20 protein-coding genes are annotated in these 19464 nt (G+C 67.8%); 7 read left to right on the top strand and 13 right to left on the bottom strand.

The annotated features are described in order from the left end of the window. Positions 1-314: 314 nt before the first annotated feature. Genes ACLJRM_RS10065 through ACLJRM_RS10055 form a run of 3 tightly spaced genes read right to left on the bottom strand, consistent with a single transcriptional unit; the run spans position 315 to position 3724 of the window. Positions 315-2078, bottom strand: a complete 1764-nt coding sequence (locus ACLJRM_RS10065; protein WP_410662839.1) for a gamma-glutamyltransferase family protein — start codon at positions 2076-2078, stop codon at positions 315-317. Positions 2079-2110: 32 nt separating this feature from the next. Next, positions 2111-2518, bottom strand: coding sequence for a hypothetical protein (locus ACLJRM_RS10060; RefSeq protein WP_410662862.1), 408 nt, complete (start codon positions 2516-2518; stop codon positions 2111-2113). 12 nt (positions 2519-2530) lie between these two features. Further along, positions 2531-3724: an FAD-dependent monooxygenase gene (locus ACLJRM_RS10055; RefSeq protein ID WP_410662838.1), complete on the bottom strand. Its 1194-nt coding sequence runs from the start codon at positions 3722-3724 to the stop codon at positions 2531-2533. A gap of 114 nt (positions 3725-3838) precedes the next feature. Here ACLJRM_RS10055 and ACLJRM_RS10050 point away from each other — a divergent pair, with 114 nt between their 5' ends. Next, on the top strand, positions 3839-4417 hold the full coding sequence (locus ACLJRM_RS10050; RefSeq protein ID WP_410662837.1) for a TetR/AcrR family transcriptional regulator: 579 nt from the start codon (positions 3839-3841) through the stop codon (positions 4415-4417). Between the two features lie 66 nt (positions 4418-4483). Here ACLJRM_RS10050 and ACLJRM_RS10045 read toward each other — a convergent pair whose 3' ends face one another. Continuing rightward, on the bottom strand, positions 4484-5794 hold the full coding sequence (locus ACLJRM_RS10045; protein WP_410662836.1) for a UDP-glucose dehydrogenase family protein: 1311 nt from the start codon (positions 5792-5794) through the stop codon (positions 4484-4486). Positions 5795-5954: 160 nt separating this feature from the next. Between ACLJRM_RS10045 and ACLJRM_RS10040 the strand changes: the two genes are divergently transcribed. After that, on the top strand, positions 5955-6713 hold the full coding sequence (locus ACLJRM_RS10040; RefSeq protein WP_101611665.1) for an SDR family NAD(P)-dependent oxidoreductase: 759 nt from the start codon (positions 5955-5957) through the stop codon (positions 6711-6713). A gap of 71 nt (positions 6714-6784) precedes the next feature. Here the strand turns inward: ACLJRM_RS10040 and ACLJRM_RS10035 are convergent, their stop codons facing one another. The 3 genes from ACLJRM_RS10035 to ACLJRM_RS10025 all read right to left on the bottom strand — a co-directional run bounded on the left by ACLJRM_RS10035 (position 6785) and on the right by ACLJRM_RS10025 (position 9967). Continuing rightward, complete coding sequence (locus tag ACLJRM_RS10035; RefSeq protein WP_410662835.1) at positions 6785-7459, bottom strand: class I SAM-dependent methyltransferase; 675 nt, start codon at positions 7457-7459, stop codon at positions 6785-6787. Positions 7460-7577: 118 nt separating this feature from the next. Next, positions 7578-8204: a PadR family transcriptional regulator gene (locus tag ACLJRM_RS10030; protein WP_410662834.1), complete on the bottom strand. Its 627-nt coding sequence runs from the start codon at positions 8202-8204 to the stop codon at positions 7578-7580. Between the two features lie 80 nt (positions 8205-8284). Further along, positions 8285-9967 carry a TM0106 family RecB-like putative nuclease gene (locus ACLJRM_RS10025; protein WP_174720573.1) on the bottom strand — a complete coding sequence of 561 codons (1683 nt, stop codon included), beginning with the start codon at positions 9965-9967 and terminating at the stop codon, positions 8285-8287. Positions 9968-10021: 54 nt separating this feature from the next. Here ACLJRM_RS10025 and ACLJRM_RS10020 point away from each other — a divergent pair, with 54 nt between their 5' ends. Then, positions 10022-10486 carry a DUF6474 family protein gene (locus tag ACLJRM_RS10020; protein WP_101611661.1) on the top strand — a complete coding sequence of 155 codons (465 nt, stop codon included), beginning with the start codon at positions 10022-10024 and terminating at the stop codon, positions 10484-10486. Positions 10487-10590: 104 nt separating this feature from the next. On the opposite strand, the gene ACLJRM_RS10015 is transcribed toward ACLJRM_RS10020, so the two are convergent. The 4 genes from ACLJRM_RS10015 to ACLJRM_RS10000 are packed head-to-tail and all read right to left on the bottom strand — an operon-like array spanning position 10591 to position 14143. Continuing rightward, entirely contained in the window at positions 10591-11550 is a 960-nt protein-coding gene (locus ACLJRM_RS10015; protein WP_101611660.1) for a glycine betaine ABC transporter substrate-binding protein, read from the bottom strand. 1 nt (position 11551) lies between these two features. Next, positions 11552-12328 (bottom strand): ABC transporter permease, encoded by a 777-nt coding sequence (locus ACLJRM_RS10010; protein ID WP_101611659.1) that lies wholly within the window; start codon positions 12326-12328, stop codon positions 11552-11554. After that, positions 12325-13509: an ABC transporter ATP-binding protein gene (locus ACLJRM_RS10005; RefSeq protein WP_369862285.1), complete on the bottom strand. Its 1185-nt coding sequence runs from the start codon at positions 13507-13509 to the stop codon at positions 12325-12327. The genes ACLJRM_RS10010 and ACLJRM_RS10005 overlap by 4 nt, the downstream gene beginning before the upstream one ends. Beyond that, positions 13496-14143 carry an ABC transporter permease gene (locus tag ACLJRM_RS10000; RefSeq protein ID WP_410601919.1) on the bottom strand — a complete coding sequence of 216 codons (648 nt, stop codon included), beginning with the start codon at positions 14141-14143 and terminating at the stop codon, positions 13496-13498. The genes ACLJRM_RS10005 and ACLJRM_RS10000 overlap by 14 nt, the downstream gene beginning before the upstream one ends. 303 nt (positions 14144-14446) lie before the next feature. Between ACLJRM_RS10000 and ACLJRM_RS09995 the strand changes: the two genes are divergently transcribed. The 4 genes from ACLJRM_RS09995 to ACLJRM_RS09980 all read left to right on the top strand — a co-directional run bounded on the left by ACLJRM_RS09995 (position 14447) and on the right by ACLJRM_RS09980 (position 17378). Continuing rightward, positions 14447-14938 carry a hypothetical protein gene (locus ACLJRM_RS09995; RefSeq protein WP_101613643.1) on the top strand — a complete coding sequence of 164 codons (492 nt, stop codon included), beginning with the start codon at positions 14447-14449 and terminating at the stop codon, positions 14936-14938. A gap of 71 nt (positions 14939-15009) precedes the next feature. After that, a complete protein-coding gene (locus ACLJRM_RS09990) occupies positions 15010-15786 on the top strand; it encodes a YcnI family protein (RefSeq protein WP_101611657.1) in 777 nt (258 codons plus the stop codon). Next, on the top strand, positions 15787-16350 hold the full coding sequence (locus ACLJRM_RS09985) for a copper resistance protein CopC (protein ID WP_410662833.1): 564 nt from the start codon (positions 15787-15789) through the stop codon (positions 16348-16350). Next, on the top strand, positions 16347-17378 hold the full coding sequence (locus ACLJRM_RS09980) for a copper resistance D family protein (RefSeq protein WP_410601635.1): 1032 nt from the start codon (positions 16347-16349) through the stop codon (positions 17376-17378). Before ACLJRM_RS09985 ends, ACLJRM_RS09980 begins: the two co-directional genes overlap by 4 nt. A gap of 471 nt (positions 17379-17849) precedes the next feature. Here the strand turns inward: ACLJRM_RS09980 and ACLJRM_RS09975 are convergent, their stop codons facing one another. After that, a complete protein-coding gene (locus ACLJRM_RS09975) occupies positions 17850-18416 on the bottom strand; it encodes a dihydrofolate reductase family protein (RefSeq protein WP_410662832.1) in 567 nt (188 codons plus the stop codon). Positions 18417-18519: 103 nt separating this feature from the next. Beyond that, positions 18520-19236 carry a class I SAM-dependent methyltransferase gene (locus ACLJRM_RS09970; protein ID WP_410662831.1) on the bottom strand — a complete coding sequence of 239 codons (717 nt, stop codon included), beginning with the start codon at positions 19234-19236 and terminating at the stop codon, positions 18520-18522. Between the last annotated feature and the right edge of the window lie 228 nt (positions 19237-19464).

Below are 19464 nucleotides of genomic sequence, written 5' to 3'. Positions count from 1 at the left end.
AACGCAGCCCTCATCTGCCTCGCACGACGACGCTGCGACGTCCTCTACGCCATGCTCCGCAACCACACCCACTACCAACACCCCACGACATCAGCCGCTTGACAATTTCCATAGGGACACCCCCCCACCCGTCCCAGGGGGGCGACCCCGAAGCCAGTCTATCGCCGATAGGAGGCCGGGAGGGGAGCTGACGTGAGTTGCCCACAGGCGGGGGTCGTTGTGGATAACTGGAGGCAGGAGACGCTCTGCCGCGAGTCCGTGAAGGCCTCCTTCGCTACCTTGAGGGTAGGGAAGGAGGCCTTCACGGAACGAGCTCAGCGGCCTGCCGCGTAGCCCTGCATTCCTCGCGCGTTCGCGGCGGCACGGAGCACTCCGCCCGACCGCGAGACGGCGGAAAGCCGCCCGAGCGACCAAGGTCCGGCGTCGACGACCTCGTGCCCACGCGCGGCGAGAGCGTCCATTGTGGACTGACCGAGCCGGGACTCGACCACGAGTTCGCGCGGCGTCCACGAGCGCGGGTAGAACGAGCTCGGGAACGCGGTCGTGTGCCACGCGGGAGAATCGATCGACTCCTGCAGGTTCAGCCCGCCGAGCGTGTGCGCCAGCCAGAAACACAGCTGCCACTGGTCCTGCTGATCCCCGCCAGGGGTCCCGAACGCCAGGACCGGCTCGCCGTCACGCAGGCCCATCGACGGCGAAAGCGTGATCCGCGGCCGTTTCCGCGGCGCCAGCGAGTTCGGCAGGCCCTGTTCCAGCCAGAACATCTGCCCACGGGAGTCGAGGCAGAAACCGAGCTCCGGGATCGTCGGACTCGACTGCAGCCAGCCACCCGACGGCGTCACCGAGATCATGTTCCCGGCCGCGTCGACGACGTCGATGTGCACGGTGTCGCCCCGTGTCTCGCCCAGCGGCCCGACGGTCGGCTCCCCCGTCGCGCCGGAGCCGGCTTCGAGCCCGCGCAACTTCTCGAGAATCGCGGGCAGCCGCGGCGAGGGACCACCCGGCCGGAGTTCGGCGGATGCCTCGTCGGTGATCAACGCCCGCCGGGCGTCCGCGTATTCGCGGGAGATCAACAACTCGATCGGCACGTCGGGAGAATCCCCGTACCAGGCCTCGCGGTCCGCGAACGCCAGCTTCGCCGCCTCGACGGCCAAGTGCACCGTGCGTTCCGTCGGTATCCCGTCCACATAGGACAGTTCGTCGCGCAGTCCGTCCAGCAACCGTGCCTGCTGGAGCAGCGTGGGCCCCTGGGTCCAGGCGCCCATCTTCACCAGGCCCCAGTCACCGAAGTCGACCTGCAACGGGTTTTCGTACGTTGCTTCCCAGCTCGCGATGTCCTCGCCGGTGAGGAGACCGGCGTGATCGCGGCCGGAGTCGTCGCGGAAAGCCTTGCGGCTGAACGCGTCGATGGCTTCGGCGACGAAGCCCTGCGACCACGCGCGACGTCCGGCGTCGATCTGCGCCTCGCGGCCGCTGACCGACTCGGCCTCGGCGAGCAGCCGCTCCCAGGTGTCCGCGAGCGCCGGATTGCGGTGCAGCCCCTCGGCAGGCTTGCCGTCGGGCAGCCAAAGCGCCGCGGACGTCGGCCAATGCTCGGTGAACAGGTCCCGCACCGCGCGAATCGTGTCACCGACCCGGCTGACCAGCGGAATCCCGTTGCGCGCATAGGAAATCGCGTAGCCGAGCACGTCTCGCAAAGACTTCGTGCCGTGGTCTCGCAGGAGCAGCAGCCAGCCGTCCCACGCCCCCGGGACGGTCGCGGGGAGCAAGCCGCTGCCGGGGATCAGATCGAGCCCGAGGTCCGCGAAGTACTCGGGCGTCGCTGCCGCGGGCGAGACTCCCTGACCTGCGAGAACGCGTGGGGTTCGATCGGCGGCGGTGACGAAGATGCCGGGGACCTGCCCCGCCGGACCGCACAGATGCGGCTCGGCGATCTGCAGGACGAACCCGGCGGCCACCGCCGCGTCGAAGGCGTTGCCGCCGTCTTCCAGCACCGCCATCCCGGTGGCCGAGGCCAGCCAGTGCGTCGATGCCACCATGCCATGGGTGCCGGCCAGTTCCGGCCTGGTCGTGAACACCCGGCTGATACTACGCTTTGCTAACTACTTTTTCAGTCCCAACAGCTGAAGAGAACCTGGCCGAGACAGTCGGGCCGCCAGTACCGGACGTCGTGATGGTTCTTCCAGCGCAGCGCCGTAGGGTCGATCGGCGCTTCGAGTTCGGCCCGGGAGTGCAACCGGTGCCCAGGAAGGAGCTCTCCCAAAACAGCCAGCAATCCCGGCTCGTCGACGAAGGTGATCGTTCCGAACGTGATGAACACGTCCGCGATACCGAGGATCTCGTGCCTTCCGTCCTCGTCCCGATCCTGCGTCCACACCACCGCGACGGTTCGGTGCGGATAAGCGATCTCGCCGGTCTCGAAGTTCCTTCCCTGATCGCCCGGTACGAACCGGACGACTTTGCCGCGCGTTCGCCGGGCCGCCTCGTAGCAGGCCCGGCGAAACTCCTTCTGGTCCATCACCCACCGAAATTAGCGCTGCGCGGCGACCGGAGCGTCATAGTTTTCGAGCGTCGCCGCGTTGGCCGCCCGTGAGGTGATCCACGTGAACACCTTGGTCATCGGCTTCGAACCCAACATCCGGTACAGGAAGTTCCGGTAACCGACCATGAACCGGGTCTTCGGTGCGAGGAACGTGCCGATCCCTGCCGCCTGCTTCTGCGAGATCTTCACCGGACCGCGCAGTTTCTCTTCGTACCGCGCGAAAGCGACTTCGTGGTCACCGTGCGCGGCGGCGAGTTCCCCGGCCAGAACGTACGCGCCCGTCATCGCGAGCCCGGTGCCCGAACCACCCGGGCCCGCACACCAGGCCGCGTCACCGAGCAGCACGATCCGGCCCTGTGACCACTTGTCGAGGTGGATCTGGCTGAGCGAATCGAAGTACAGCGTGCCGACGTCGCCGAGGCCTTCCAGCAGCGTCGGGATTTCCCAGCCGAAGTCGGCGTAGCACTCGATGAGGGCCTTCTTCTGCGCTTCGACATCGCGACGGTCGACCTCCAGCGGCCCGGACGCGAAGACGAAACTGACATTGAGAGCCGACCGGTCGCGACCGCTGGCGACCATGACCGTCCGGCCGGGGACGCTGTGGATCAGGCCCAGATGGTCCAGGTCGAGGTGGTTCGGCACGGTGAAGCTCGCGGTGCGGAGGCCGAGGTCGGTGCGGAACCGCTCTTCGTCGCCGAAGGCCAGCCGCCGGACGCCCGAGTGCAGCCCGTCCGCGCCGACGACCAGGTCGAAGCTGCGCGGCCCGTTGCCGGCGAAGGTGACGTCGACCCCGTCGGCGCGCTCGTCCAGGCCGGTGATCCAGTCGCCGAAGACGTACTCGACGTCGTCCTTCGTGTGCTCGTAAAGGATGCGCGTCAGGTCTCCGCGCTCGATCTCGACTTCGCCGCTGAAGAACACCGACGGCATCTCGGCGACCTTCTTGCCTCTCGAATCGACGATGACCTGCGCGCCCATCGCGGTTTCCTTCGCGCGGATGTCTTCGAGGATGCCCATGCGCTTCAGCAGGGTCATCTGCTCGCCACGGAAGTCGACGGCGCTCCCGCCTTCGCGCAGGGCCGGGGCGCGCTCCACGACGGTCGGCGTGAAACCGCGCTCCCGCAGCCAGAAGGCGAGGGCCGGACCCGCGATGCCGGCGCCGGAGATCAGAACGGTGGTCGTCATGGCTGCTCCCAGTGGGTTCGTGGTGATGGCAACGACCGTACGGCAGATTTGCACGCTTGGTCAATCCACTTGGTTAAACCATTTGGATAAACCGTGTGGTCTACGATCTTGGGCATGGGCAATCGCGAGGACCTGATGAGCGGCGCCATCCAGTGCTTGAAGGAAAAGGGCTGGTCACGCACGACGGTGCGGGACATCGCGTCGGCGGCCGGGGTCAGCCACGCGGCGATCGGCTATCACTTCGGGTCACGCGAAGCCCTGCTGCTGACGGCGTTCTCGCAGGCGATGGACGACTGGGGCAGGGAGGTCCAGCTGGAGATGATGAGCGCTGTCGACCCGAGTGCCTCGACGGACGAGCAGTATCGAGCCTCGTGGCGCGCGATGATCGACTCTTACGGGCGCAACCGCCAGTTGTGGATCGCCTCGATCGAGGCGTTCGTACAGTCTGAACATCACCCTGAACTGCGGAAACAGCTCGCCGCCGCGCAGCGCGAGGGCCGCCGCGGGATGGCGGCGGGCCTCCTCGGTATCGACGAGGACACCCTCACCGAGGCGGACGAGCTCCGGATCGGCGCGGTGGCCACGGCCCTGAACTCGGGCATCATGCTGCAGCACATGCTCGACCCGGAGAACGCTCCGACGGCCGAGGAGGTCGTGGACGGGCTGATGACGCTCGTCTCCCGGGTGCAATGAAAGGCCCGTTACTTGCAAATTTTGCAAGTAACGGGCCTTTCATTGCACCCGCGGGAGGCAGGTGGGTCAGGAGACGGCGACCTTCCGCCGCAGCGCCGCCCGAGGCCGTCCGACGCCCTGCCACGAAAGGCCGGCGTCGAGGATCCGTTGCGGCTCCAGGAGATTGCGCGTGTCGACGACCGAGTCGCCGTCCATCTGCTCGGCCACGTAGGTCCAGTCGAGCCGCTTGAACTCGTCCCATTCCGTCAGCACGACGACAGCGTCGGCCGCCTTCGCGACCTGGTACGGGTCGTCGACGACGGTCATCCCGGCGATCTGACCGCCGACGGCCGGGTCGTAGGCGGTCAGTTCCGCGCCGAGCGCGCCCAACACCGAAGCGACCGCGAGAGCGGGCGAGTCACGCAGGTCGTTCGTCCCGGCCTTGAACGCCAGCCCGAGGAGTCCGATCCGCGAACCGGCCAGCGTGCCGCCGACCGCGCCGGCGATCTTCGCGACGATCCGGTCCCGCTGCGCGATGTTCTCTTCGATCGCCGAGGTGAGCAGGGTGAAGTCGTACTGCACGGACTCGGCGACCCGGACCAGCGCGCTGGTGTCCTTCGGCAGGCACGAGCCGCCCCAGCCGGGGCCGGGCTTGAGGAACGAGCGGCCGATGCGCCGGTCGTAGCCCATGCCTTCGGTGACCAGGTCGATGTCCGCGCCGAGGCGTTCGCACAGTTCGGCGATCGAGTTCACATAGGACAGTTTCATCGCGAGGAAGCAGTTCGCCGCGTACTTCACCAGTTCCGCGCTGGCCGCGTCGGCGACGACGACCGGGGCGGCGAGATCGGCGTAGAGCTCGCCGACCCAGCGGGCGGCCGCGACGTCGTCCGAACCGACGACGATCCGGTCGGGGCCGAGGAAGTCCTCGACAGCGGTGCCCTCACGCAGGAACTCCGGATTCGACACGACCGGCACGTCCGTGCGGCCGAGCATCGCCTGGATGCGCTTCGACGTCCCCACCGGAACGGTCGATTTGGTGATCAGCGCGCAGCCCGGAGGGATGACGTCGCCGATCTCGGTGGTCACGGCCTCGACGGCGCGCAGATCCGCCGAACCGCCCGCGCCCATCGGCGTCGGCACACAAAGGAAAACGGCCTCCGCGTCGCGAACGGCTTCGCGCGCGCCGACGACGAAATTGAGTCTTCCGCTGGTCAGCCCCCTCGACACCAGCTCGGACAATCCCGGCTCCAGGATGTCCACTCGTCCGGAGGAGAGCCTTGCGACCTTCGCCTGGTCGACATCGACGCAAGTGACTCGATGCCCCAGGCCGGCCAGGCAGGCCCCCGTGGTCAATCCGACGTAACCGGTCCCCACCACCACGATCCGAGCAGTGCTCATGCTGCTGAAGGTGACAGCCGGAGTTGACCTCCGAGCGAACGGAATGCTTCAGGCCCGAATACTCCTCACGACATGCTTCGCTCCGACGTGAGCCAGCACACCCACCCCACCGATGCGAACGAGCGTTAACCTAGGAACGGTTGTCGACGAAAGGGAGAACATGCAGATCACCGATACCGCGGCGCTCGTCACGGGTGGCGCGTCCGGGCTCGGCGGGGCGACCGCGAAGGCGCTCGCGGCGAAGGGCGCGCGGGTCTTCGCGCTGGACCTCGCCGGTGCCATCGCCAACGCCGAGCAGGTCGAGGGCATCACCTACGTCGAGGCCGACGTGACCGACCCGGAGCAGGTGCGCACCGCGGTCGCGACCGCCGCCGAATCCGGGGTGCCGCTGCGGACCGTGGTGAACTGCGCCGGGATCGGGCCGTCCGCGCGGATCCTTTCGAAGAAGGGCCCGCACGACCTCGCCCTGTTCGCGAAGGTCGTCCAGATCAACCTGATCGGCTCCTTCAACGTGCTGACGCTGGCCTCCGAGGCCATCGCCAAGACCGAACCGCTGGCCGACAACGCGCGCGGCGTCATCATCAACACCGCGTCGATCGCCGCTTACGACGGCCAGATCGGGCAGGTGGCGTACTCCTCGTCCAAGGGCGGCATCGTCGGGATGACCCTGCCCGCCGCGCGCGACCTCGCGTCGCACGGGATCCGGGTGCTGACCATCGCGCCGGGCATCGTCGACACCCCGATGCTGGCGACGGTGAGCGACGAGTTCCGCGCTTCGCTGGCCGAGGGCGTTCCGTTCCCGAAGCGGCTCGCGCGGCCGGACGAGTACGCGCAGCTCGCGCTTTCGCTGATCGACCACGACTACCTGAACGGCGAGGTCGTCCGGATGGACGGCTCGCTGCGCATGGCCCCTCGCTGAGCCGTTCGCGCGTGCTATGAAAGGCCCGTTACTTGCAAAATTTGCAAGTAACGGGCCTTTCATAGCGCGCTTTAGGGGCGGGTGAGGCGCACGTCCAGGCTGATGCCCTCAGTGGTGACCTCGCACGTCCGGAACGCCGTTTCGGCGACCAGGCCGCTGAAGTCGACAGGCGTGTACGCGCGCCGCCGGAGCTGCCCGAGCGCCTGCCGGACGCCGAGCGCGGCCAGTTTGCCGAGCTTCATGCTCTCGACGTCACGCACGATGTCACCATCGGTCGCGTCCCGGTTCATGTCCTGCACCACGGCCCTGCCGCCGGGACGCAGCACGCGGTACATCTCGTCGAGCGATTTCACCGGCCACACGAAGTTCTTGAACGCGGCCTGGCAGACGACGAAGTCGAAAGACCCGTCGTCGAACGGCATCCCCGCGACGTCGCCCTCGCGGAATTCGGCTTCGACACCCTGAGCCCGCGCGTAGTCGCTCGCGATCTCCACGAACGTCGGCGCGACGTCCAGGCCGGTGACGGAGAATCCGAGCCGCGCCAGTTCGACGGCGAAGTAGCCGGGGCCGAAGGCGACCTCGAGGATCTTCGCGCCTTCCGGCAGATCCGCGGTGAGTTCGCGTGCCTGCTTCCGCCAGTGTTCGATCTGCGGTTCGGTGCCACGCTGCCGGGCGTAGTTGCGCGCCAGCGCGCCGCCCATCTCCGGCATGAGCTTGAACCGCTTCCTGTCCTTGATGTTCGACATGGTCACTCCAGGTTGAATGCCCGGAGCCCGGCTATTCTCAAGAGGCCGTCTCGTGGCCGGGTTCCGGTTGCGGGATCGTCGCCCCGGCGGGGTGCTGCAACACCTCGCCGGGGCTCTTTCAGCTGCTCGTGCTCCCCCTTTCGGACGGCAGTTCCCCGGTCTCGTGGAAGGTCCGCCATTCGGCGAGCCCCGGCATCGAGCCGGAAGTCAGTTCCCCCAGGATCGAGCGGACCCATTCGGCTTCCGCCGTCCGGATCGCCAAGTGGTACTCGCCCTCGATCAGCATCAGCCGCGGAACCTCCTCGAGGAGTCGCGCCAGTTCCGCGCGCGTCGAGGCGTTCTCTTCGTCCAGCGCCGCCAGCCGGGTGCGGAACAGGGCGATCACCTCGTCCGGACCGAGCCACGCCATGACCGACAGACCGGCGACGAACTTCGGTTCCTCCGGGGCGAGCTCGGCGAGCAGTTCGCGCAGCCAGTCGAGCATTTCGTCACGGCCGGCGTCGGTGATCCGGTACACCGTGCGCTCGGGGCGGGCGCCGTCGCGGCCGCTCTCGACGGCCTCGATGAAGCCGTGTTTCTGCAGGTTGCCGACGACCGTGTAGAACGAGCCCCACTTGATCCCCATGTCGCGGTCCTTGCCGCGGGACTTCAGGATCGAGGCCATTTCGTACGGGTGCGCCGGCCGCTCCTGCAGCGTGGACAGGATCGCCAGCGCCAGCAGATTGCCGACCTTCCGCCGTTTCACCGCGCCTCCTCGCTTACGAGTACTCGTCAACGAGTATCCGCAGAAGCGTGAAAGAGCGCAAGTACCGCTCGCAGGGAAGGTCAGAGGTCGTTCATGTACGGCACGGACGTCTGCGCGTGGTCGGTCATCCACGTCCGCAGCGCGTGCGTCGCCAGGACGTCGTCCTCGTTGTAGCGCAGCAGGCGCTCGCGCTGAAGGTCGTCCGGGATGCCGCCGTCCATGCCGACGGCGTCGCGGTACCAGCTCATCGACGCCTCGCCGCCCGCTTCCGGATCGCGCCACGCGAAGCCCGCGACCGGGGCGATCACCTTGAGCCCCTTGCCATGCGAGCAAAGGAACTGGTCGGTGACGCTGCGGAAGAGGTCGATCCATTCGTCCGAGTCCACAAAGGACGCGATCTCGGCCTTCGCGGGAACGCCGGGATACTCGCCGAACCTGGACACGGATCCGAAGAGCCAGCGGTTCTCGGCGAGCGCGTTGTAGCAGTAGGCGCGGAAGGTCAGCCCGGCCGCGAGGGTGCGCTCGCGGACGTCGGTGAACCACGCCCAGAACTCCGCGAACGACCGGGCCTCGTCGGCGGTCGGCAGCGGCTCCCAAGTCGCGAACGCGCGATAGCCCTGTTCGACACCGATGTCGGCGCCGGTCAGCAGCGAACCCCACAGATACGCGCCCGAATCGCCGAAGCTTTCCATGTCGACGTCGACCTCGACGTCGCCGCGCGGGACCTCGATGCGGTCGACCTTGCGCACCATCGTGAGATCGGCGAGCCAGGCGCGCGCGAGGATGATCGCGTCGGCGAAGGTGCCGCCGGTCCAGTTCATCGGCGGTGGTTCGTCGGCCGGATCGAGTGCGGCCAGCTTGTCCACTGTGGACACTCCGGCGCGGCGGAGTTCCATCGCGTCCTCGCCGCGGACGACCAGGCTGACGTCACGGGTTTCGGTGAGGACGACCTCACACGTCGGCCACCAGGGGCAGCGACGGCATTCGAGGACGCGGGAAGGTTCGGCGAGCGGCTCTTCGCCTTCGGCGGCGGCGCTCGCGATGGCGAGCCTGTCGGCGAAGCGGCTCTGGTACTCCGTCAGCGCGCTCCGGCCGCCCGGCCAGGTTCCCGCGGACAGGTCGTGCCAGACGACGACGTCCGCGTCGAGTCCGATGACACCGCCGACGGCGCGGTGTCCTTCGTGCTGCCCGAGCGCTTCGAGCATCCGGTAGAGGTGCGCGAGCCGCATCTGATCCCGAGGCTGCGAGCGGACCTTTCGCGCCGGATCCGGCAGCCGGTTCGCCGGGTCGAGGTCGGTCATCACCGTGGTCGGCGCGCCCGCGCCGCGATCGGTGATGCGATGCCGCACGACCAGCACCGGCACGTACCCGGCGCCGGTGCGGACCAGGAGTTCGGAGCCGCCACGCCGGTGACCTGCGCGATCCACCGGGAGCAGCGCGCCCCAGATGTAGCGCGCTTCGGCGGCGAAGGCCGCTTCGGTGAGCTGCACGCGCTCCGCGGCGGGGAGGTCGCGAGCGATCTTGACCCAGCTCGCGTCCGGTCCTGTCGCTTCCATGAGCCGCTGCACGATGGCCTCGCGATGCGCTGACGCGTCGTCGATCCGCTGCTGCGAGGCGGGGTCCGGCGGGGCGAGCGGGACCTCGCGCATCGCCGGATCGTGTTCGAGGTGCACGCGACGCCGGCAGCGGCTCACCGCTCCCGCGTCCAGTAGCACCTCGTTACTCACAGACAACACTCTAGAAGGCCACCGGCAAGCCGACATGCCCGCCACTTCGGGGACCAGTAAGTTCGTCTGTGACACAGCGTGGGAGGTGCCATGGCGCGCAAGGCCAAAGCCGTCGAGGGCGAAGGCAGGATCACCCCGAAAAAGGCGAAGAACGCCGTCGCGGTGGCCAAAGTGCTCGGTCCGGCCGTACTGCCGGTGATCGCGCCGTACGCCGTTCGAGCGGCGGGTGCCGCACGAGAGCTATACGACCGTTATCAGGCGAAGAAGCTCGGCGTCGCCGTCGACCAGCTCGGGGAGTTCAGCGGACGCGGTGCCGCGCTGCACGCGCGGATCGCCGGGCTGACGCAGGGACTCGCGGAGCTGAAGAAGTCGGCGAAGGCGACCGATGCCGATGTGTCCTTCGCGAAGGACACTCAGGGAACGCTGGAGCAGCTTTCGGCGACTGTCCGCGCTTCGGAGCGGATGCCCGCGGCGCGGCGGAAGGCCGCGCATCGGGCGGTGGCCGGGGAGCTGGACCAGCTGGAGGGCAAGCTGCTGCACCGGTTGGGCATCTGAGCGCCGTTTCAGGGTCCCGTCGGTGACATGAAAGGCCCGTTACTTGCAAATTTTGCAAGTAACGGGCCTTTCATTGCACACCTGAGGGAGAGGTCAGCGCGAGTTCAAGAAATAAAGCCCTTCTTCTTCATCCACTCGTAGGCGACCTCGCCCTGGTCACGGCCGTCGACGTCGACCTGCTTGCACAGTTCGATCATCTGCTGGTTGTCGATGGCCGCGGCGACGGCTTCGAGCGGGCCGCGCAGTTCCGGGTGCTGCTTCAAGAAGTCCGAGCGCAGCGTCGGGACGGCGTTGTACTGCGGGAACGCCTTCTTGTCGTCTTCGAGGACGCGCAGGTTCAGCCCGGCGATCCGGCCGTCGGTCGTGAAGATCTCGCCGATCGGGCAGGTCCCGCTCGCCACGGCCGAGTAGATCGTGCCGATGCCGAAGTTCTTGATCACCGGGTTCTGGAACCCGTACGCCCGCACGGCGGCGGGGAAACCGTCCTGGCGGCTGGTGAATTCGGTCTCCAGGCAGAACACGCCCTGGTCGGGCTTCTGCTTGAGGAACGCCGCCAGGTCCGACGTCGTCTTCAGGTTGTTCGCCGCTCCGTAGGCTTCAGTGACCGCGAAGCCGTACTGGTCGTTGAGCGGCGAGTAGTTCAGCCAGGTGACGCCGTACTTCGCCTCGTCAGCCGTCTTCGTGGCCTCGTACTGGGCTTGTTCCCCGCCGGAGACGGGGAGTTCGTTGCCCTGGTAGTTGATCCAGCCGGTGCCGGTGTATTCCCAGGTGACGTCGGTCTGGCCGGCGAGTAGTGCCTGCCGTGACGAGTTCGAGCCCTTGATGTCGGTCAGGTCGATGACGTCCGCGCCCGCCGCGGAAAGCGCCATCTCGGCCATGTAGCCCAGGATGATGTTTTCGGTGAAGTCCTTGGACCCCACCGTCACCTCGACGCCTTTGAGCGCCTCGATGGGCTGGATCGAACCGGGTTCGATCTTGTACGGCAGCGCGGTGTTGACCTCGAGCCCGCACGCGGAAAGCGTGCCGCACAACAAGACCGTGCCGAGGATCGCTTTCAATCGCATGTCAGCGCAGTCCCTTCGGTCCGAAGAACTGTTCCGCCACCGCGCCGAGCCAGTCCACCAGCAGCGCCAGTGCGACGGCGAGCACCGAGCCGGTGACCAGCACCTTCGTCAGGTTGAGCTTGTAGCCGGTGTCGATCAGCAGGCCGAAACCGCCGGCGTTCACGAACATGCCGAAGGTCGCCGTGCCGACGGCCAGCACCAGCGAGGTCCGCAGGCCCGCCAGGATCAGCGGGACGGCCAGCGGGAGCTCGACCCGCCACAGCACGCCGGAGGCCGACATGCCGATGCCGCGGCCCGCGTCGATCAGCGACGGATCGACCTGTTGCAGGCCGACCATCGTGTTCCGCAGTACCGGGAGCAGCGAGTAGAACGCGAGCGGCAGCGCCGCGACCCACAGTCCGCCGGTCGCGCCGGTGACGATGAACCACAGCACCAGCACACCGAGCGCGGGGGCGGCCTGGCCGATGTTCGCGATCGCCAGGAACACCGGCGCCGCCCACTTCGCATACGGCCGCGTCACGATCACGCCGAGCGGCACCGCCACGACGACCACGATCGCGGTCACCACGACGGTCATCGCCAGGTGGTCGCGCAGCGCGGCGAGCAGCCCGGCGGCGTTGAGGGTCGCCTTCTCGGTCGCGGTCAGATCACTGGCGAACACCCAGATCAGCACCCCGGCGACGATCAGCAGCACCACCGCGGGCTGGGCGAACAGCCGGACCCGTTCGGCGCTTCTCGACGAGGATTCGGTGGAGAACCCGGTATCGACGGCCGTCATGCGGTCACACCTTCCGCCGGGTTGTCGTCCGAGTGCTCCTCGCGCAGCTGCTGGATCGTCGAGATGACGGTGTCGAGCTCGATCGTCCCGGCGTACTCGCCGCGAGCGCCGGTCACCGGGACGCTGCCGCCCTCGGCGAGCATGGCTTCGAGCGCGTCCTGCAGCGTCGACTGGAGGCTGACCGAGTCACGCAGCGGCTTGCCCGCGGTGGCCAGCGACGTCGCCGCGGTCAGTTCGCGGACGTGCACCCACCGCATCGGACGACGGCGCTGGTCGAGCACCAGCACGAAATGCTTGCGCTGCTGGGTCAGCTTTTCGCGCACGTCCGACGGCGATTCGCTGACCGCCGCCGTCAGGGCGTCCTGCTTCAGCTCGACGTCGCGGACCCGCAGCAGCGTCAGCTGCTTCAGCGAGGCACCGGCGCCGACGAAACCGGCGACCGTGTCGTCGGCCGGGTTCGCGAGGATCGCGTCCGGAGTGTCGTACTGGAGGATCTTCGACTGGTTGCCGAGCACCGCGATCTTGTCGCCGAGCTTCACGGCCTCGTCGAAGTCGTGGGTGACGAAGACGATGGTCTTCTTCAGTTCGGTCTGCAGCCGAAGCAGTTCGTCCTGCAGGTTGCCGCGGGTGATCGGGTCGACCGCGCCGAACGGTTCGTCCATCAGCAGGACCGGCGGGTCCGCCGCGAGCGCCCGTGCGACGCCGACGCGTTGCTGCTGTCCACCGGAGAGCTGACGCGGGAAGCGGTCACGGAAGTCGGACGGGTCCAGCCCGACCAGGTCCATCATCTCCTCGACCCGGTCGTTGACCTTCTTCTTGTCCCAGCCGAGCAGGCCGGGCACCACCGCGATGTTCTGCGCGACGGTGAAGTGCGGGAAGAGACCGGCCTGCTGGATCGCGTAGCCGATGCGACGGCGCAGGGTGTCGACGTCGAGTTTCAGCGCGTCGTCACCGCCGATGGTGATCCGGCCGGACGTCGGCTCGATCAGCCGGTTGATCATCCGCATGGTGGTGGTCTTGCCGCAGCCGGACGGGCCGACGAAGACCACGATCTTGCCCGCGGGCACCACCATCGAGAATTCGTCGACCGCGGGCTCACGGGTGCCGGCGTAGCGCTTGCTGACGTTCTCCAGCTCGATTTCGACGCCGGATACGGTTTCAGGAGACTCAGCCACGGACACCCCTAGAGACGGTCAAACGATTGATCAGGACGTAAACGGCGTCGAGGACCAGCGCGAGCACGACCACGCCGAGCGTCCCGGTCAATGCCTGGTTGAGCGAGTTCGTGCTCCCCGCGTTGGTGAGGCCGGAGAAGACCTCCGAGCCGAGGCCCGGGCCCTTCGCGTAGGCCGCGATGACCGCGATGCCCATGAGCATCTGCGTCGCGACCCGCATGCCGGCGAGGATCGCGGGCCAGGCGAGCCGCAGCTCCACCCTGGTGAGCACGCCGAACCGGCTCATGCCGATGCCGCGTGCCGCGTCACTGACCGCTGGATCGACCCCGCCCAGCCCGACGATCGTGTTCCGCACGATCGGCAGCAGCGCGTAGAGCACGAGGGCGATGACGGTGGTGTTCGCGCCGAGGCCGAACACCGGGATGAGGAGGCCCAAGAGAGCGAAGGAGGGGACGGTGAGGATCGTGCTCGCCAGCGCCGTGGCCACGGCCGACCCGACCGGGCTGCGGTAGACGGCGACGCCGATCACCACGCCCAGCACGGCGGCGATGATCGTGCACTGCACGACCGCGCTGACATGGAGAAGCCCTTGGAGGGCGAGTCTGTCCCACCGATCCGAGATGTACTCGAAGAGGTTCATCGCGTGCTGGTTCTCCCGCCGCCTCTGGGTGAGACTCCTCACCCATTCGGAGTAGCTGTATCGGGAGCCTGACTACCCAAAAGCCGCGCGGTCAAACCCCTGTTTACCGCCTTTTATCCCGTTAACCTTCCCCATTCGGCCCAATTGGGCAAACGCACGCGCCGACCCGGCGGTGTCTTTCTCACTGCTCAACAGCCGGGAGGACATCGACCGCTCGGCCGCACGTCGAATACCCTTCACCCCGTGAACAAGGGAAGCCATCACCGAAGCGCGTTACGCGCCGTACGTGGTGGTTTGCTCGGCGTGAGTTCGGCGGCGCTGGCCGTGACCGCTCACGTGATCGGGGACGGCGAAGTACCCGATACGGCGATGACGTTGTTGCTCACCGTGCTGATCGGCTGGAACGCCGCCGCGCTCGCCGCGAAAGCACGCGGACCGATGGCCACGATCGTCGACCTCGGCGCGGGCCAGGTCGTGATGCACCTCGTGCTCAGCTCCCTGAGCAGTCACGAGCTGCGGCACGACACAGTGGCGCCCGTCTCGGGCGGACTCGCGATGACCGTGGCCCACGTCGTCGCGACGCTGGTCACCGCGCTGCTGCTGGCCAAGGCCGACGGACTACTGCTCGGCGTCCTCGCCTGCCTGCGCACGCTGGTCCCGTTCATCCTCAACGCGCTCCCGGTGCCCGCCGCGGCGATGTCACCGGTGCTCGCCCGTCCGGCGGGCCCCGGCCACCTCGTGCGGGTGGACCTCCGCCGCGTCCACGGCAGGCGCGGCCCACCGCTGTTCTCCTGAACCCCAGTTCGTCCCCCGTAATCCGGCGAGGTCCCCGAACCCGCCGTCTTCATTCACGTTCAGGAGTTTTCGTGTCGAACAACGTCTACAAGCGCGCCGGTTTCCTGGCCGCCACCGTCGGCATCGCCGGTCTGCTCTCGGCCGGGGTCGCTTCGGCCCACGTCACCGCCAACGTCTACGGCCCCCAGCCCGCCAAGGGCGGCTACGGGTCGATCTTCTTCCGTGTCCCCAACGAGGAGAAGGACGCCGGCACCGTCAAGGTCGAGGTCGCCCTCAAGCCCGAGTACGCCCTCAGCTCCGTGCGCACCAAGCCGATCCCCGGTTGGAAGGCCGAAGTCGTCAAGTCGAAGCTGCCCGCCCCGGTGACCACCGCGTCCGGCACCCAGATCACCGAAGCCGTCACCAAGGTCTCCTGGACCGCGGAGCCCGGCACCAAGATCGCCGCGGGCTCGGCCGAGTTCCAGGAGTTCCAGATCAGCGCGGGCCAGTTCCCGACCAACGTCGACGCGCTGGAGTTCCCGGCCACCCAGACCTACGAGAACGGCAAGGTCGTCGAGTGGAACCAGCCGACCCCTGCCTCCGGTGAGGAGCCGGAGCACCCCGCGCCGAGCGTGAAGCTCGCCGAGAAGAGCGCGGACGGTCACGGCGGCGGTGGCCACGGCACCGACGCGAAGGCCTCCGAGGAGTCCCACGCCTCTTCCTCTTCCGACACCACCGCTCGCTGGCTCGGCGGCGCGGGCCTGGTCGTCGGCGCGCTCGGCCTCGGCGTCGGCGCCGGTGCCACCCTGCGCGCCCGCCGCGCCACCGCGGGCGCTTCCACCAAGAGCAACACCGAGGGAACCGAGTAAATGCGTAAAGCGATCGTCGCGCTGGCGATCACCGGGGTGGCGTGGCTCGCCACCGCCACCCCGGCGCTGGCGCACAACGTCCTGATCTCCTCGGACCCGGCGAAGGGCGCTTCGATCGCCACCGGGCCCGCGAAGATCACGCTCACGTTCGACCAGTACGTCCAGAACGCGAACGTCAACCAGATCGCGGTCATCGGACCCGGCGGCGGCCAGTGGGCCGAAGGCCAGGTCGAGGTCCGCGACAGCGCCGTGTCCGTGCCGCTGCGGCCGCTCGGCCCGGCGGGCGAGTACAAGATCGGCTACCGGATCCTGTCCGCGGACGGGCACTCCGTGACCGGCGAGGTGCCGTTCACCCTCACCGCCGCGGGCACCGGGACACCGGCGACCGCCGACGCCGCGCGCAGCAACGCGGGCCAGGCCGAGACCACCCCGGCGACCGGCGGCGAAGGCTCGTCCGGGGTGCCCATCTGGGTGTGGATCGCGGGCGCCGTCGTGCTGCTCGCCGTCGGACTGACCGTCGCACTGCGCACCGGCGCCGGTGACAAGGAGAAGAGCGGGTCATGACCCAGACCGAGACCACCTCGCGTGCCCGCGTCGCCGTCCTGTTCTGCGTGGTGACGGCGGGGATCGTCGGCGCCCTGATCGGTGTCGCGCTGACGGCCACCGCCCCGGTCCCCGGGGTCGCGCAGGTCAGCGAGGTGGTCTCGGTCTCCATCCCGATCGTGCGGGTGCTGCTGGACATCTCGGCGGTCGCCACGATCGGGCTCGCGCTGCTTTCGGTACTGGTCGGCTACGACCGGCCGAAGCTGTCCGAGCCGATCATGCGGCTCGCGCGGCCCGCGAGCGTCGCGGCCGCGCTGGTTTGGGCAACCACCGCGCTCGTCGCGCTGATCCTGCAGACCGCCGAGTACCGGCCTGGCTCCAGCACGCTGTCGATGTCGGACGTCGGGAGCTACATCGCCGACGTCGGCGCGGGCAAGGCGCTGCTGATCGTCGCGGTGCTGGCGCTGCTGCACGCGGGACTCGGCGTCCTCGCGCTGAAGCACGGCGAGAAGGTGCCCGCCGAGGTCCGCGTCGGGCTGGGCCTGTTCGCGCTGCTGCCGCTGCCGGTCACCGGGCACGCGTCGAACTGGAACTACCACGACTACACGATGATCTCGATGGAACTGCACGTGATGAGCGCCGTCGCCTGGACCGGCGGGCTCGGCGCGATGACCGTGCTGCTCATCGGGAACCGGACGCTGCTGGCGCACGCGCTGCCGCGGTTCTCCAAACTGGCGACGCTGTGCCTGATCCTCGGCGCGGCGACCGGTCTGTTCAACGGGCTGATCGAGATCAGCCTCAACCCGTCGCTCGGCTTCTGGGAAGGCGTGTTCACCACGCCGTACGGACAGCTGGTGCTGCTGAAGCTGTTGTGCACCGGAGTGATCGCGGGCCTCGGCGCGTACACACGCTGGAAGCTGATGCCGCAGATCATCCGGCACAACCGCACGGCGCTGGCCGCGTGGGCGACGCTCGAACTGACCGTGATGGGGCTGGCGTTCGGGTTCGCCGTCGTCCTCACGCGCGCGCCGGTCGTCCCGACGACCTAGTTCTGGGGTAAGCCAAAGGTGGCGTGTTCGTGGGCAAGGCCGGTGACGGGATGAAGGCGTCCTTCGTCGCGTCCGATGCGGTGAAGGACGCCTTCGGCGTCGCTGATCTGAACCGGCCGCGCCCTGACTGTCCACAAGGGACACTCGGGAACGACTGGCACCCGCAGGCCAGTCCAGAACCACGCCACGAAGGCCACCTCTCAACCTTGAAGCCAGCGAAGGGGCCCTTCGCCGCAGAGGCTGAGCCACATTTGACTTACCCTCAATAGAACCCGAAACGCCACTCATGACCAACCCGACCCACGCGATCTGAATCCTCAGCCCCGGCCAGGAACGGCGTCACCAGGACAACGGTGTCGCGAAAGCCACGTTCCCAGCCTTCACCGTTGCGAAAGAGGCTTTCACAACACCCGCCCCACGACCGACACCGAAACAGCGCGGACACGACACGTTTGCCCTCGTCCCGACGACCTAGTTCTGGACCGCGTACCGCAGCAGCACCACACCGTTCTCGAACGCGGTGGCCTCAACCGGCTTCAAGTCCCGCCGATCCTCGAAGATCCGCGTTCCCTTGCCACGCGACACCGGGCTGACCATCATCCGGAACTCGTCGACGAGGCCGGCGTCCAGCATCGACCGCATGAGCGTCAGGCTCCCCCAAAGCCAGAGGTCCTTGCCGCTCTGCTCCTTGAGTTCCCGGACGGTGGCCGCCGGGTCGCGCGTCACGGTCGCGGCGGAAAAGTCACCCCAGGGCGCGTCCTCCAGCTTCGACGAGGCCACGAACTTGGTGAGGTTGTTGACCTTCTCGCCGTACTCGCCCTGTTCTTCGGCGTTGGGCCAGTAGTCCTTGGACATGGCGTAGGTGTTCGCGCCCAGGATCATCGTGTCGACCGAGTCGATGAAGCCCATCACGCTCGCTTTGAAGGCGGGCTCAGTCTTCTCGGAGAACGGTTCCCCGGAGACGAAGCCGAGCCCGCCGTCCTCTTCGGCGACGATGTTGTCGACGGTGACCCACTGCTGGACGATGAGCTTGCGCATGGCTTGTCCTCCCGGTTCTCGCGGCCACTCTGGCCGCGGCTGCCCCAGGGACGAAGCCGTCACGCCGGTCTCGACATCCCAGCCGAAACTTTGTTCGGAGTCGCTACCGGTCCGTCTTCTTGACCAGGGAAACGACCATCAACGTCTCGGTGGACTCGGGTTCGAAGCGGATGTCGGCGACCTCGGACAGCTCTTCGTTGACGCTCACCCGCCCGTCGTGATTCCAGACGACGAGATCATCGCCTTCACGGCAGAAGTTCCACTGGTGCAACCCGTGGTAGTTCTCGCGTTCGCCCTCGTTCACGTTGAGCATCAGCACGGCGGCGTGGCCCGGCTTGACGACCTCGAGCATCTGGCGGGCGCCGAGCACCGGGTCGTACACGTGATCCAGCGCGTTCTGGCAGTACGCCAGGTCGAAGTGGTCCGCCGGGAACACCTCGGAGAGCTTCTCCACCTCGGCGTCCTCGGTGGCCACCAGCGGCGTCAGGTTCAGCTCGCCGAGGAGGGTGTTGTACTGGTCGGCGAGCGGGTCGACCGGGGTGATCTCCACCGTGCGACCGGGCCATTCCTTGCCGACGCAGGTCAGCGGGCCCGCGCCGACGTCGAGGATGCGGACGGTCGTTCCCTCCGGCGCGAACGGCTCGAGGTTCCGCGTCAGATGCGGTTGGTTCCGCAGGTCCGAGTCCGGTCTCGTCCGCCAGTCGTAATCGTTGAACCCTCCGCCGGCGAAGGCCTCGGAACCACCGGACAGCCAGATCCTCCAGTGCTCCAGCTCGTTCGACAGTCCTTCTTGCCAGCGCGTCTTGCCTGTGGTCTCCATGAAGATCCTTCTTTCACCCCGTAGAAGCCTTGAACCGTACCGGTCGGGTCAGTCGTTACCGACCTTGCTCCAAACGGCCGCATTTGGCCCATTTCACTGTCCTCTCCGGATCCTCACCGCGATGCTCTACGCGATCGCTGGGGTAACCCGAAGAGGGGATAGTGGATGGGCAGCCCGATTCCGGGTGAGAGTGGAGTCGACACACCGCAGGTGCCGCGTCAGCGTTCG

Source organism: Amycolatopsis sp. lyj-84 (assembly GCF_046549075.1).
GTDB lineage: Bacteria > Actinomycetota > Actinomycetes > Mycobacteriales > Pseudonocardiaceae > Amycolatopsis.
The sequence above is the reverse complement of the archived record's forward strand: the minus strand, read 5'-3'. Positions and strand labels throughout refer to the sequence as shown.

Excerpts from the sequence above, each read along its gene's own strand:
- ACLJRM_RS10020 (WP_101611661.1), top strand. The coding sequence starts at position 10,022 with ATGGCGCGCAAGGCCAAAGCCGTCGAGGGCGAAGGCAGGATCACCCCG.
- ACLJRM_RS10055 (WP_410662838.1), bottom strand. The coding sequence starts at position 3,724 with ATGACGACCACCGTTCTGATCTCCGGCGCCGGCATCGCGGGTCCGGCC.
- ACLJRM_RS10025 (WP_174720573.1), bottom strand. The coding sequence starts at position 9,967 with ATGTCGGCTTGCCGGTGGCCTTCTAGAGTGTTGTCTGTGAGTAACGAG.
- ACLJRM_RS09970 (WP_410662831.1), bottom strand. The coding sequence starts at position 19,236 with ATGGAGACCACAGGCAAGACGCGCTGGCAAGAAGGACTGTCGAACGAG.
- ACLJRM_RS09980 (WP_410601635.1), top strand. The coding sequence starts at position 16,347 with ATGACCCAGACCGAGACCACCTCGCGTGCCCGCGTCGCCGTCCTGTTC.
- ACLJRM_RS10010 (WP_101611659.1), bottom strand. The coding sequence starts at position 12,328 with ATGACGGCCGTCGATACCGGGTTCTCCACCGAATCCTCGTCGAGAAGC.
- ACLJRM_RS10040 (WP_101611665.1), top strand. The coding sequence starts at position 5,955 with ATGCAGATCACCGATACCGCGGCGCTCGTCACGGGTGGCGCGTCCGGG.
- ACLJRM_RS09975 (WP_410662832.1), bottom strand. The coding sequence starts at position 18,416 with ATGCGCAAGCTCATCGTCCAGCAGTGGGTCACCGTCGACAACATCGTC.
- ACLJRM_RS09985 (WP_410662833.1), top strand. The coding sequence starts at position 15,787 with ATGCGTAAAGCGATCGTCGCGCTGGCGATCACCGGGGTGGCGTGGCTC.
- ACLJRM_RS10045 (WP_410662836.1), bottom strand. The coding sequence starts at position 5,794 with ATGAGCACTGCTCGGATCGTGGTGGTGGGGACCGGTTACGTCGGATTG.
- ACLJRM_RS10060 (WP_410662862.1), bottom strand. The coding sequence starts at position 2,518 with ATGGACCAGAAGGAGTTTCGCCGGGCCTGCTACGAGGCGGCCCGGCGA.
- ACLJRM_RS10000 (WP_410601919.1), bottom strand. The coding sequence starts at position 14,143 with ATGAACCTCTTCGAGTACATCTCGGATCGGTGGGACAGACTCGCCCTC.
- ACLJRM_RS10035 (WP_410662835.1), bottom strand. The coding sequence starts at position 7,459 with ATGTCGAACATCAAGGACAGGAAGCGGTTCAAGCTCATGCCGGAGATG.
- ACLJRM_RS10050 (WP_410662837.1), top strand. The coding sequence starts at position 3,839 with ATGGGCAATCGCGAGGACCTGATGAGCGGCGCCATCCAGTGCTTGAAG.
- ACLJRM_RS10015 (WP_101611660.1), bottom strand. The coding sequence starts at position 11,550 with ATGCGATTGAAAGCGATCCTCGGCACGGTCTTGTTGTGCGGCACGCTT.